General features: G+C 49.7%; 14 protein-coding genes and 1 riboswitch. Of the genes, 2 read left to right on the top strand and 12 right to left on the bottom strand.

The features are described from left to right. Positions 1-3 precede the first annotated feature (3 nt). From DWZ16_RS04975 to DWZ16_RS04950, 7 genes are all read right to left on the bottom strand, one after another. Positions 4-1,095: a substrate-binding domain-containing protein gene (locus DWZ16_RS04975; RefSeq protein WP_181357250.1), complete on the bottom strand. Its 1,092-nt coding sequence runs from the start codon at positions 1,093-1,095 to the stop codon at positions 4-6. 247 nt (positions 1,096-1,342) lie between these two features. Continuing rightward, entirely contained in the window at positions 1,343-2,371 is a 1,029-nt protein-coding gene (locus DWZ16_RS04970) for a galactose ABC transporter substrate-binding protein (RefSeq protein WP_118522389.1), read from the bottom strand. A gap of 24 nt (positions 2,372-2,395) precedes the next feature. Continuing rightward, complete coding sequence (locus tag DWZ16_RS15985; RefSeq protein WP_243021934.1) at positions 2,396-2,650, bottom strand: hypothetical protein; 255 nt, start codon at positions 2,648-2,650, stop codon at positions 2,396-2,398. After that, on the bottom strand, positions 2,608-3,369 hold the full coding sequence (locus DWZ16_RS04965; RefSeq protein ID WP_243021933.1) for a substrate-binding domain-containing protein: 762 nt from the start codon (positions 3,367-3,369) through the stop codon (positions 2,608-2,610). Before DWZ16_RS04965 ends, DWZ16_RS15985 begins: the two co-directional genes overlap by 43 nt. Before the next feature lie 31 nt (positions 3,370-3,400). Beyond that, the gene (locus tag DWZ16_RS04960; RefSeq protein WP_107001616.1) at positions 3,401-5,200 is read right to left on the bottom strand and encodes a sensor histidine kinase; all 1,800 of its coding nucleotides are present in this window, start codon (positions 5,198-5,200) and stop codon (positions 3,401-3,403) included. Further along, the gene (locus DWZ16_RS04955) at positions 5,200-6,828 is read right to left on the bottom strand and encodes a response regulator (protein WP_118472438.1); all 1,629 of its coding nucleotides are present in this window, start codon (positions 6,826-6,828) and stop codon (positions 5,200-5,202) included. The genes DWZ16_RS04960 and DWZ16_RS04955 overlap by 1 nt, the downstream gene beginning before the upstream one ends. 174 nt (positions 6,829-7,002) lie before the next feature. Continuing rightward, positions 7,003-7,185: a hypothetical protein gene (locus tag DWZ16_RS04950; RefSeq protein ID WP_107001618.1), complete on the bottom strand. Its 183-nt coding sequence runs from the start codon at positions 7,183-7,185 to the stop codon at positions 7,003-7,005. Between the two features lie 185 nt (positions 7,186-7,370). Between DWZ16_RS04950 and DWZ16_RS15980 the strand changes: the two genes are divergently transcribed. Next, complete coding sequence (locus DWZ16_RS15980; RefSeq protein WP_233430273.1) at positions 7,371-8,171, top strand: hypothetical protein; 801 nt, start codon at positions 7,371-7,373, stop codon at positions 8,169-8,171. A gap of 46 nt (positions 8,172-8,217) precedes the next feature. Next, positions 8,218-8,323: riboswitch (TPP riboswitch) on the top strand. A gap of 140 nt (positions 8,324-8,463) precedes the next feature. Here DWZ16_RS15980 and DWZ16_RS04940 read toward each other — a convergent pair. After that, positions 8,464-9,204 carry a L,D-transpeptidase family protein gene (locus DWZ16_RS04940; RefSeq protein ID WP_118467382.1) on the bottom strand — a complete coding sequence of 247 codons (741 nt, stop codon included), beginning with the start codon at positions 9,202-9,204 and terminating at the stop codon, positions 8,464-8,466. A gap of 89 nt (positions 9,205-9,293) precedes the next feature. Further along, positions 9,294-10,019, bottom strand: a complete 726-nt coding sequence (locus DWZ16_RS04935) for a YczE/YyaS/YitT family protein (RefSeq protein WP_243021932.1) — start codon at positions 10,017-10,019, stop codon at positions 9,294-9,296. A 297-nt stretch (positions 10,020-10,316) separates the two neighbouring features. On the opposite strand from DWZ16_RS04935, the gene DWZ16_RS04930 reads away from it, so the two are divergent. Then, the gene (locus DWZ16_RS04930; protein ID WP_118522388.1) at positions 10,317-11,657 is read left to right on the top strand and encodes an MATE family efflux transporter; all 1,341 of its coding nucleotides are present in this window, start codon (positions 10,317-10,319) and stop codon (positions 11,655-11,657) included. Positions 11,658-11,766: 109 nt separating this feature from the next. Here the strand turns inward: DWZ16_RS04930 and DWZ16_RS15335 are convergent, their stop codons facing one another. The 3 genes from DWZ16_RS15335 to DWZ16_RS04920 form a co-directional block, all read right to left on the bottom strand. Then, positions 11,767-11,961 (bottom strand): hypothetical protein, encoded by a 195-nt coding sequence (locus DWZ16_RS15335; RefSeq protein ID WP_146143927.1) that lies wholly within the window; start codon positions 11,959-11,961, stop codon positions 11,767-11,769. Positions 11,962-12,017: 56 nt separating this feature from the next. After that, positions 12,018-12,698 carry a hypothetical protein gene (locus tag DWZ16_RS04925; protein ID WP_118522387.1) on the bottom strand — a complete coding sequence of 227 codons (681 nt, stop codon included), beginning with the start codon at positions 12,696-12,698 and terminating at the stop codon, positions 12,018-12,020. Between the two features lie 169 nt (positions 12,699-12,867). Continuing rightward, positions 12,868-13,355, bottom strand: a 488-nt coding sequence (locus tag DWZ16_RS04920) for an IS200/IS605 family accessory protein TnpB-related protein (RefSeq protein ID WP_243021931.1), incomplete at its 5' end; no start/stop codon positions are given.

Below are 13,355 nucleotides of genomic sequence, written 5' to 3'. Positions count from 1 at the left end.
CAATTATTTAATCATTTCCAGAATATCGCCAGCGTTCTCAGTTGTAACCTTTACATAGTCTACCATGTATACGTTGTCAACATCTTTGCCGTTTACGAAATCAAGAGCTTTGTCAGCTGCTGTATGAGCCTGTCCGAAGTAATCGTTGAATACGGTACCGGTCATCTTGTCGTTCATAACGTTCTCAACAACCTCAACCAGAGCATCAACACCTACCAGGTAGATATCTTTGTTTACAGTTCTTCCAGCTGCCTCGATAGCCTGCAGAGCACCAAGAGCCATAGCATCGTTGTTGCAGAATACAACATCGATCTTGTCGCCGTACTGGGACAGAGCGTTAGCAGTGATCTCCTGACCCTTTGTCTGATCCCAATCACCACGCTGCTTGGTCAGCTCTTCAACCTCTACGCCAGCTGCCTTTAAAGCCTCAACGGATTTCTCAGTTCTGTACTGAGCATCTACGTTCTCCGGATCACCCTGAACCATGATGTAACGAACAACGCCGTCGCCGTCTGCATCACCCTTGTTCTCAAGCTCAGCGATCTCTTCACCCTGATATGTACCGGACTGTCTAGCATCAGCACCTACATAAGTAGCTTTGATGCCGTCGTCAACCCAAGCCTGCTCTCTCTCAGCATCCGGCTCACGGTTGATGTAAACAACCGGGATACCTGCTTCGTTGCAGATGTTGGTTACATCCGGCTCAGAAGAAGCCTGAACCAGGTTGATGATCATAACATCAAATCCCTGAGTAACGAAGTTACGGATCTGGTTCATCTGCTCGGACTGGTCATTCTTACCATCCATGATGGAGATGTTCTCTGCCTTTAAGCCAAGCTCATCTACTAAATATTTCTGAAGTTCGTTTCTATACAGTGTCATGAAGTTATCAGCGAACTGGTAAATAGAAATACCAACTTTAACTTCTGCCGGATCTTTTCCTTCGATTGCTTCTTTAACAGTCTCTGCTGCGTCAGCTGCTGCTGTTGTCTCTTCTGCCGCTGCAGTTGTCTCTGCCGGTTTGCTGGAGCAAGCAGTTACGGAAAATGCCATTGCAGTTGCCAAACCAAGTGCTGCTACTTTTTTCAGTTTCATAATGTTTGTCCTCCCTTAAACTTGCGTATCCGTTTGCGCTGTCCGGATCCACCGAACAGTTAAATTTTCCGCATACACACATTATACAGTTTCGCCGATTCGTCATTTTTTCTTATCGACACCTTTATTATACGGATCGTTTGTACACTTTTCCATATAATTTTCTTGGTTCTTATATAAAATTTTTTTAGATCCTTTGTGATTTTATTCACATATTCTTGTTTTTCCGGTGTGAAACTGTGGGATTTTATGGTAAATCAGCAACAGTCAACGCTTTCTGACTGCATTGATAATAGGTTCCGTCCTCTAATTCGACCTTTTCCTGTACATTTTGACCAAGTGCCTCGGCGGCAGCTATCTCAAAAATCACTTCTGCATACTCGTCGCTGTCGCACTGGACTGTTCCATACAGCTTTCCGCTCTTAAGCCCCTCGATTCCCTGCGGGGTTCCGTCGATGCCGACCACCTTCACACCCCTTGTGTCACCGGCGCGTTCAAGCGCCTCGGCAGCTCCGAGCGCCATCTCATCGTTGTTGCCGATCACCACCTCGATCGCATCCCCGAACTGGCGGATCCACTGTTCCATCAGCGCCGCTGCCTGGCTCCGATCCCAGTTTGCCGAACCACCGGTCAGTTTTTCCAGCGGAATACCTCCGTCGCGCATCGTCTGCACCGACCACTCTGTGCGGATCAGCGAATCCTGATGGCTGCGCTCGCCCTCCAACATCACATATCCCACGGTTCCATCCTCGTTTAAATCAAGACTGCCTGGATTTTCCTGATACGCATCCACCAGAAGTTCTCCTTGCAGAACCGCCGATTCCCGCGCGTCCTCCCCTACATAATAGAGGTGCTCCCATCGTTTCATATCCTCCTCGACCGGTTCGCGGTTGAAAAATACAACCGGCGTCCCGGCATCCATCGCCTTGTTGATGACATACGATGCTGCTGAGCGATCCACCATATTGACGCAGATCGCATCGTATTCCAGGGAAAGGAAACGATCTACCTGGCTGTTCTGCGTATTTTGGTTTCCCTTCGGATCCATGATTTCCAGATTGACCTTAATGCCCGTCTGCTGCTCATATTCCTTCGCCTTTTCCTCCAGGCTGGAACGGATATTGTTGATAAAGGCATCCTCGCCCCGGTACAGCGTTACACCGATACGGATGCTCTTTTTTTCTGCCGGTTTTGCCGCGCTGCATCCATTTAAAAGAAGTGTGCCCACTGCCAGAAGTGCCAGCGCCATCTGAATGCTTTTTCCGTTTTTTTTCATCTTTCTATACTCCCTCCCGGATTTTTAATCAATCGGGTACAGCATCTTCTCATATTTCTTCGAGCGCAGCTCATCCTTCTCTATATAGTAGGATTCCAATGAAAGCTGGCTTCTCTCCTGCTCTTTTTCAATCGCCTGCACTGCTTTTTTGACCGCAAAATAGCCCGCGTCAAACTGGTTTGTTACCACCAGCCCCCGGATTGTCCCCTTGTCAAGCTGATCCAGCAGGGACGGCATCATCCCGACGCCGTATAGCCCGGAAATGTATTTTCCGTACACGCTGCTTCCGCCGACAATCTCCGCCGCCTCCGCTGTGCTGGCGAAATCCAGTGCCGCCACCACCGCCGTGCCGCTGCCCGGATAAACTGTTTTTTCAATGACGGAACGGTAAGTATCATCGGTGCCGCGCGCACAATGGTATAGGAAAAGCCCTGTTTTTCCAGCACCTCCGTCAGCCCCTGCTTCATCTCCCCCGCCTTGCCGATATATGGGTTATCTGCAAAGATCCAGACAGGAAGATCGGGGCTCTGTTCCGCCGTAATCGCCTCGCCCAGCTTTCTCCCGGCTGCCGTCCAGTCCATATGAACCGCCCCCTTGACCTCCTCATCCGGTGATAATTCACCCAGCAGGATAATCGGCGTTCCATATGTATTTTCTTCCAGATATTGGCGGCATTCCAGCTCATCAACCGGCTCCAGTATCACTGCCCCGGCACCGTCTGCCGCTTCCCGGCGCACCAGCTCCATCTGCTGTGCCAGATTATCCTTTTCATACAGGGTAATAAAGCTGACATCTACATTATACTCAACCGCCGCCTGATCCACGCCCTTGCGGAAGTTGACGTAATCATCATCCGAAGTATCGCTGATAATCAGGGACACCGGGTAGACCTCCACCTCTTTTTCCTTGATGATCCAATCCGTGGAGGAAAGGAGATACAGCAAAATAAGTCCCACACACAGGATTCCCCAGAGCACCAGCTCCTTTTTTTTTCTCACTCCATATCGCATTGATCTGTCGCCCCCACTTTTACACTTTCTTCTCTTCCAGCACTTTCTCGTAAGGCACTGCCGGAAGATGAATCTTCACCGCGGTTCCCTCATCCGGCTCCGACTCGATCGAAAGACCATATTCCGCGCCGAAATACAGCTTGATCCGCTCGTTGACATTGCGTACCCCGATGCCGGATCCGCGCTTGGATGCCACGTGCGCCGTATCGGTAAAGAGGCTCTCGACCTGTTCCTCCGTCATGCCAAGCCCATTGTCCCGCACCTCCAGATACAGCTCTTTTTCCTCCTGCCAGGCGCGCACGAAGATCTCACCGTCGCCGTCCATATATTCCATGCCATGGTAGATCGCATTCTCCACCAGCGGCTGCAGCATCAGTTTTAAACTTGCAAGTTCCAAAACCTCATCATCTGACTCGATCGTATAGGTAAACTTATTTTTAAACCGCATCTGTTGGATCATCAGGTAATTCCGGACGTGTTCCAGCTCATCCTTCACAGTAATTAAGCTCTTGCCGCGGCTTAAACTGATACGGAAGAACCGCGCCAGCGCCGTCACCACCTTGACCGCCTCCGTTTTCTGCTCATTTTCAATCATCCAGACAATGATATCGAGCGTATTATAGAGGAAATGCGGATTGATCTGCGACTGCAGCGTATCAAACTCCTGCTTGCGTTTCGCCTCATGCTCACGCACAATATCCTGCATCAGGAGGCGGATCTGACCCGCCATATCACTGATCGATTTTCCCAGATGGCGGATCTCATACGAACCGCCGATGTACACCGGTGCGCTTAAATTGCCCGCCTCCAGGACGCCGACCGATTTTTCCAGCTCGCGGATCGGATTCGTGATCCTCGATGAAATATAAGAGTTAATCAGAGCCAGAATGCACAAAATGAGGGCAATGACAAATACGATAAAAAGCCGGGTTTTGATCGTGTTGAGCGACACGGCATTTTCCGGCGTCACCCCGACCACCTTCCAGCCTGTGTAGCCGATCGTCTTGACCGTCGCCATCCGCTTTTTTCCGGCAAATATCTCCTCATGATTTCCGTCCGAATAGCCGGCTGCCTGTCCATTGTTCTCCTGCACCCAGCCGGAATCCAGAAGCTGCATCTGCGGGTGGTAAAGAATCTCGCCATTTCCGCTGATCATATAGAAATAACCACCGCGCCCCGTCGTGATGCCGCCAAAGAGCTGTTCCAGGCTCGAATAGCGGATATCGACCAGAAGGACGCCCTGCGAGGTCGAGGTTCCGTGTGTCAGTTCGACCGCCCGCGATAGCGAAATGACCCATCGGTATTGATTTTCCGCATTGTCAAACACATACTGTACGTGCGGCAGGGAAAAATGCTGGTTTTCCGTCCGGTTTAAGGCGCTCCGGAACCATTCTTCCTGCGTCACATCCACCTCATTTTTCAGACGCACCGCCGGGACTGCCTCCAGAAGCGCCCCATCCTCCGAAAACAGGGCAATATTCTCCACATTATCCTTATTATTATCGTAGAGAAGCGTAAATTCACTTCCAAGCGACTGGCTCGACAGATCGGCATTCTTGATCGTGCCATAATAAAGCGAGTCGGACAGCTTCATGATCGTGCGGAGGTACGACTCCACAGAGCGCCCCACCTGCGCGATCAGGTTCTGGCTCTCCTCCTGTACTACTTCCGTGACCTGCCGTGACATTCTCTGGTACAGCGACAGGGAGATCAGCACGCTCGCCGCCAGCGCCGTAATCGTAAAATAGATAAAGATCATAGACCGGATGCTGGCGTCGTCAAAAAGCTTTTTCTTCCAGATCGTCCTTTTTTTACCCATTATGCCTCCCCGCTCCGGTGTGCCGTGCGGTACCGCGTCGGGGAAACACCGAATTTTTTCTTAAATACGTAACTGAAATAGTTCTGCTCCGGGTAGCCGACCTTTTCCGCGATGATATACGTCTTATCGTCAGTTGCCATCAGAAGCTCGACCGCGCGCCCCAGCCGGACATCGGTCAGATAGGCGATGTACGCCTGTCCCGTCTCCTTCTTAAACATCGTTGAAAAATACGCCGGGCTCATATGCAGATGGCGGCAGATCTTCTCCACCGACAGCTCCGGATCTTGAAAATTGTCCTGAATGTACTGCTTCGCCTCGCGGATCACGTTTTTTGTCGTATTGCTCCGCTCTTCTTCCATTCCGGCATTCATCTTGAGCGCCACCTCGGTCAGGTACGGGCGGACATTCTCCATCTTCTGGACGCGCCCCAGAATCTCGAAATAATCATTTTCCACGCCAAACATCTCGCTGATCCGCAGATCATACTGCTGGGAGAGCTGTGTCAGCACATTGATGATCGCAAGCACATACGCCTGATACTGGCGGTAATGCACCCGCGCATCCTCCATCCGGCTCACAATCCCGTCTATCACGGAACGGATCTTTTCCTTCGGTCCAAACTTGACTGCCGCTATAAGCTCCGACTCCATCCGGCTGTCGAACCGGAGTTTTTCATGCCCGGACGGCTCCATATCGCCGATGCAGATCACACCGCCGGAACCTGTGATCGCACGGTAACCGAGTGCATTGAGTGCCGTGTGGCACGGGCGGCTTAAATCCGTCAGCGAACTGCAGCTCTCACCCACGCCGATCGTAACCGATACCTCCAGAATTTTCTTCGTCTCCTTGCAGATATCGCCCAGCAGGGCAATCAGTCCGGTCTGCGTATTGTCTTTGTCGATCGCCACCAGAAGGATCGTCTCAAAGGAAGAGTGGAACACAATAAAGCGGTACTGCCCTTCCAGTTTTTCCTCAATCAGATTGCGGACGGAAATCGGAATCAGCTCCCGCTGCTGATGCAGCGAAACTGCCTTGTCCACCTTCTCATCCGGTTCCAGATGGATCGCCGCAATCACCCATTTGACCGCACCCGCAACGTCGATCGCATATTCGTTCAGTTTTTCCTCAATCTGCGCTTCCTCCATGCCGCCGTGAATCAGGTCATTCAAAAAATGTTCCCGGATCGCCGGAAGACTCTTGATATAACTTTCCCGAAGTAGGGTAACATTCCGCTTCTGCTCGATCTCCTCATCGAGATTTTTCTTGATTTTCTTTAAAATCGCCGTCAGCTCTTCGACATTGACCGGCTTTAAAATATATTCGATCACATTGAGCTTGATCGCCTTTTTGGCGTACTCAAATTCATCAAAACCAGAAAAAATCACGATCTTGATGGACGGATATCTCTGCCGTATATTCTCCGCCATCTCCAGCCCGTCCATATATGGCATCCGGATGTCTGTCAGCACAACATCCGGCTCATTCTGCTCGATCTTTTCCAGCGCTTCCTTCCCGTTCTCCGCATCCCCGATCACCTCGAATCCGGCATCCTGCCAGTCGATTTTGCGTATGATGCTTGTCCGTACTTCCTCCTCGTCATCTACCAGCATGATTTTATATGGGTTCATATGGATTCGTCCTTTCAGTTCCTGATGCAATGTTGTTGTGAGCCAGTTTGTCTTAGGACTCTGGAGCTCTGCTACGGTATCCCCATTCCAGCTTTCCCTGACACCTCATGAGGAAGTGGCTGGGCAGGCTGGAATGAGGGGAATTTCTTTCTTTACATTATACCACATCTTTCTTTATTTGTGAGTTTGTGATTTTTCACTGGCAGGTTCCAATTTCTGTAAAGGCGTGCTTCGTCCCCGGGTGCGGGAACCCGGTTCCACACAGCGTCTGCATCCAGTCCGCCGTCCGCGGCAGGCAAGACAGTCTTCATCTATTTCATAAACGGCATTTCCATCAATGATCAGCCGGGTGTTCATAGCTCTGAATCCTTTTCTTTCTTATTTTTTATAATATACTATATGTGGTTTTTCCTGTCCCGGAGCTTTTTTTCTTTAAACATTCCCGTTCTTTTTCGATTCCAAAAGTGCCTACCCGTGAACCAAAACGTCTTTTTTTCCTCTCATCTGCATATATTGAGACAAAGATTTGGGAGGTTTTTTTCGTGAACCAAGATGTTTCTCTCAAAATGACCGAGTTAGACCGCTTGACCTCACTCCCACATATGCAGCTTGTCAAGGCGGCGCTTCCCTATATTCACATCCCGGAACAGCGTTTTTTCTCCCTGTTTGTGAAATTCCGCGAACTAGAAAAGACGATGCAGCTATTTGCTGATCCGGCCGACGGTGAGATCGGAATCTGCTCGGTGGGCGAACGCGACAAGGATTCGCCGGTTGATATGCTGAAAGCGATCAAGCCGTATGGCACAGAGGAAGAGCAAAGTTCGATCGATCTGGTCTTAAATTTTATCGAAGGTTCCCGCCTCTATGAATCCTACTGGCAAAATATGCCGCAGACAGCATCCTTTCCGACTTCGCAAGATATCCAGAATGATTCACCCAATTCTGATGCAGTTCCGGCATCTGTCCTTTACCCGCAAGCCGAATATTCCCGCAGACAGAAAAAAACCACAGACCGTGCATCTGGCACATCCACTTCAAACAGACAGGAGGCACACACTATGGAATTTCAAAACTGGAAACAGGATCCGAGACTCCGCTCCATGGATCCAGACAAAATAAAACAGATGGAACAGTTAGCCGATCAGGCAAGAAACACGCCGCAAGACAAGCTTCTGCCGCTTCTCATGAGTCTCCGGGGCAGCAACGGTTCCCCGCAATTCTCAACCTCAGAAATGGACACTCTTTTTTCGATCCTGACAGACCAAATGCCCCCAGCGCAGAAACGGCAGGCGGAAATGCTGCGGATGCTGAGCCGGCAGATGGGCGGGGCAAATAAATCATAAAACCAGAGTTGCCATTGCTATTTTTTTCCAAATCATGCTACAATTCATTTCGATAATGGGGAGCTTGTGATGCAGGCTGAGAGGGAACCAAAAGTTTCGACCCAAAACCTGATTTGGATAATGCCAACGTAGGGACAAATATTTTGAGACACCTGAGCGCCGGATATTGTCCGGCGTTTTTGGGTTTCATTAGGAAATTATGTCCTATGAAACAAAAAAACTCATCTGGGGGTTCCTATCTGCTTCCAGATAAAAATCCCCAAATGAGATCTGACTCTCACAGCCTATCTAATTAGTAATTTGCTAAATCGCTCTCATCCTGCACCACCACAATCTTCGTCCCGGTATCCACCTGGCACACAACCTGTTTCATATCTTCCTCCGGAATACTGATGCATCCGGAAGTTCCCGTATTATTCCAGCTCTTCGGGCAATGCAGAAAGATCGCCGATCCCTTTCCCGGTGTACACTCCGGATTATAATCCAGTACCAGGCCGTAATTATACTGCGGCGCCTGCGCCATCAGATCCTCCGCCGAATTCCAGTCCTTCTGTACCTGCTTCGTATTTGCCAGCTTGTTATAATACTGGCTGTTTCCGTCATCTACATAATAATCGCCGTCCACGATCTGGTGATACGGCAGAATCGTTCCCGGATTTGCCTTCAGGCCAAATGCCATCGTAAAGCGGTACACACCCGCCGGCGTCTTCTTATCGCCCTCCTGCTTCTGCATCGTGATACCGTTCATGCCGCTGACCGCTTCTTTCGACATCACCTGCACCAGTTTTCCATCTGCATCGCGTTTATACCAGTCCAGACGGCTCTTCGCCGGATCCTGGCGGTTGCCAATCACCACAATCAGCTGCGTTGCATCCTTCGCCGCCTCCAGTGTATTTACATCCCCGTTGTAGCTTGCCGTAAGCGCCGGTCCTGTCGCTTTCTCCGCCGCCATCGCAGCCGCCGGAGCTGCCGCACTCATCAACATGCCTGCTGCCAATACTACCATTGCTTTCCGCTTCATTCTCAATTTCATCTTATTTATCTCCTATTATTTTATGTATCTGAATTTCACTCAAAAATCGGCTGCTTTTATCTTTCGCACACCTTTTTCCACACACTCTGTCAGTTCCTGCCACTTTCCAGTCCAGCCGCCTGCAGCATCGCCTTTCCAAAAATATGATGAAACAGCGCAATCACGCGCCCCACCAGCATGACAGCACAGACCGTTCCAATGCCGATTCCCACCGGTTTTCCCGCAAACAAAAGTCCCATAATCAGTGACAGAACAATGCAAAACGCATCCACACAGTTCTTCATCAGACCCGTGCCGATTCCAAAGGTGTCTGCAAGCACCTGCACCAGACCATCGCCCGGATTTGGCACCAGCCGCATTGACAGGGACATCGCCGCGCCGATGCCTGTAAAAATCAGGGCAAGCATCAGCACTCCCAGGCGTCCTAAAAGTCCAGACGCCGCCGTTCCGCATTCTTCTAACGACGGTATGCACACTGAAAATACATTCAGAAATCTTGTAAATACAATACTCAATGGAAACTGCAGAGCATCTTTCATAAGCAAGCTGCGTCCTGCTTCTCCTTTCTCCCGCAGATGAATCGCCGCCTGAATCAAGACAAAGATACCATACAGGACAAAGGTCATATCACCAAAATTCCGGTTCCAGATCACGGATGCCGCATACGAAAGTGAAATAATCGGCGACACTCCGAGTCCAGCTTTCGTATTGAGCGTAAGCCCCATCGCCAGAATCAGAAGCCCCATCAGATAAAAGCCCCACCGTGCTGCCCCGCTTCCCGTCGTTTTCTCCGTCATTTCCATGTTGTGATTCAAGATTTCCTCATCCCTTTTTCTTAATATTCGTTAAATCGTAACTGTTCAGTCCCCTCACAGTCACGCGCAAAAATCCATTAAAAATTGCCTATGGCAATGGGATTTTTGCCTGCTGGCCCATGTTTTCGTACGGTCAGCGCAGTAAATGCGCAGACCTGCTGAACAGTTACATTAAATCTATTCTATTATAGATCCTTCTCTTTCCACTTGACAAGCGCTTTCCGTTCTCTTTACTTTTTCCATCCTCTATGCTACACTAAACTCATGATTTAGCTGTATCAAAGGAGTTTTATACATATGAAAAAAGATATGACCGAAGGGCGGGAATGGTCCTCCATCCTGCTCTTTTCCCTGCCTATCATGGGGGCAAACCTGCTGCAGGTTTTGTACAACCTCGCTGACAGCGTGATCGTCGGAAACCTCATCAGCGCAACCGCCCTTGGAGCCGTCGGACTAACCAGCTCCATGATCTGGCTTCTGACCGCCATCTGCACCTCCATCGGTGCCGGTGTCAACATCGCAGTTGCCCAGTATTTCGGTGCCAAAAAAGAGACAGACATACAGGAATCCATCTCCGTCTCCTATCTGATTGCCATAATCGCAAGTATATTTTTAACCGCCGCCTGCTTTCTGGCAACCCGTCCAGTTATTTTCGGTTTTTTGCAGGCACCGGAGGAAATGCGTTTCGACAGTATGGCATACTTTCTGATCTACAGCGGTGGAATTATTTTCCAGCTGCTCTACAATGTTACCTATGGCATCCTGCGGGCACACGGTGATTCGCGCGGCGCACTCATTTTCCTGATGATCTCCGCCGCCCTGAACATCGTGCTGGACTGTGTGTTTATCTCCATCTTTCATATGGGTGTCTCCGGCGCGGCTGCCGCGACCGTGATCGCACAGGCAGGTTCCGCCATCGCCAGTTTCCTGTATCTGCGGCACATTTTCCCGGATCTGCTGCCGAAACGGCGTTATCTCTACGCCTGGAAGGGACAGGGGGCGCTGCTGATGCGCCTGAGTATTCCGATCATGCTGCAGACGGGCGTCAATTCAATCGGCTTCCTCATCCTGCAGCGTCTCATCAACTCCTTCGGCGCTCCCAGCATCGAGGGCTACGCTGCCATGCTGAAGGTCGAACAGCTCGCGCACATCCCGTCCCAGAGCTTTAACGTCGCCATTTCCAGCTTCGCCGGACAGAATATCGGCGCTGAAAAACTGGACCGTGCCCGCCGCGGCTACCGCACCACCATCCTGATGGGCGTCCTGATCAGTATCTCCATCAGTATCGTAGTTCTGCTTTTTGACCGGCCGCTTCTCCAGATCTTCAACATCACCGGAGAGTCCCTGCGGCGCGCAAAGGAACATCTCGACATCCTGATGTTCTTCATCTGGACCAGCACGATCACCAACATCACCTGCGGTTTTCTGCAGGGTGCAGGCGATGTCAAGATCCCGGCAGCTTCCGGCTTCATCAACCTGGGCATCCGCCTCGCGCTCTCCTTCCTGCTGGCGCTCACCCCGGTTGGCTTCCGCTGCTACTATGTGAGCATGCCGCCCGCATGGCTGATCGCCTGCTTCGTAGTTGTGATGCGCTACCGGAGTGGAAAATGGAGGGAGTTTCGGATTGTAAAAGAGTAAAGAAAAGGGATGGAAGAATTCACTTTGGAGGGTGATTTCTTCCATCCTTATTTCGTTTAGAGCTCTTTTTCGCGTTTTACCCTCTCCTAAAATTTTAGCACACTACTATCTATAAAACACAAACTCCATTTTTACCATGCACATTCCACTCCACGCGCACACCGCTGCTGCCAGTGCCCGGTATGTAAACACGATATGGATATAAGAATATTGGATCTTCATTCTGGTAATCTGGTCGGTAGGCTGCAGCAACGCAGTTCAGGGCACTGACATCTTCTTTTTGATAACAGGCATTTCCAATCATAAGCGCATCCGTCCAGTTATCCAGCTGATCCGCATATGTATAACCAACCGCCGCACCTATTCCTTAAACTTTTCCAAAATATTCCTAACTTCATCCACATCTATCTTCATCTGTTCTGCAATCTGGTTTTCTGTATATTTATCTCGATATAATCTATAAATTCCAAACACTCGTTCTTCACCCTGCTTCTGACCTTCCTTTAATCCTTCCTTCTTACCTTCCGCATACTCTGCCTTCCGAATCAATTCCTTTTCCCGTTTCTCATCATATTCGAAAATACACACCTCTATCGCCTCCGTTCGATTCTTTCTCAGGAAATCAGCCAGTATATTTTCCTCAATACATTCCGTCACAGCCTGCTCTGCCGCCCGGTTTATGTCCTTATACTCTGCCGCATATTTACGAATCTTGTCAACCAGAAGCATATACTCTTTCAACAGGCAGCAAGTTTCCAAAATCCTCTGTTTTTTATCCAGATTAATATTCAATACCTTCACTATCAATTCCAGCTCTGGTTCATCCGCCTTCTGGCAGAATGAATGTGACAGTTTCAGAACACTTTCCGCTTCCCGCTCCTCTTCTCCATTGTAAAATACAACAAAGTGTGGGGTCGGCAATTCTACCAGCGTTGACGCATACAGCGTTTGATTCCGAATGAGCATCTGGTATTCTTTCGTCACATAAATCAGAAAACGCAGCGGCATATTCGGATTCCAGGTTGACTGATGTTCATACAAAGTGAACCTCACATGGCTAAAGTCACGTGCTTCTCAGCCGTTTTAAACGGCAAGACTAAATATCGGCGGATACGCCAGTAACTTAGAATTCGTGCGGATACGCACTTTTCCCTTGCCGGATACGGCTGGTTTCCACATTACAGGTAGTCCGCTGTATATCTGCCTGCGTTTATGCCGCTTTTAAATTGTTTACTTCTACATAAAGCTTTCTTAAATCTGCATAAACACATGAGGTTCTACGCTTCACTGCAGGTACTTTTGCCTCCAGTGAAGACCTTCCCGTTTCCGGCAAGGGTTTTAAAAGTTCCCGTATAAAATATCTCGCTCCGATATTATAGGCTGCTGACAGGTCGCAGTTGTACTGTTTTCCTGTCCGGAAGGTACATAGGCTATGGTTCTCCTGATTTCTTACTACCGCTCCGCTTCCGTCACAGGCCAGCCTGCTGGTGTTCCGGGCACTGACCCTGGACACACGAATCCTGTTCCGATGTGCCTGATGTTCACATAGCTTCTGAATATCCCGCTTTCTCCATAAATGAAGTTTTTGCTTCTTTTTTCCGGATATTTTTCCCTGCATTTCCAGATACTCAAACACAATTACATCTGCCTGATACTCTGCGGCATATTTCGTGATCTCCGCAGCTATTTTGCGGGACA

The organism is Clostridium sp. AF29-8BH (genome assembly GCF_003478145.1).
Classification (GTDB): domain Bacteria; phylum Bacillota; class Clostridia; order Lachnospirales; family Lachnospiraceae; genus Otoolea; species Otoolea fessa.
This window is presented reverse-complemented; position numbering and strand designations above follow the sequence as displayed.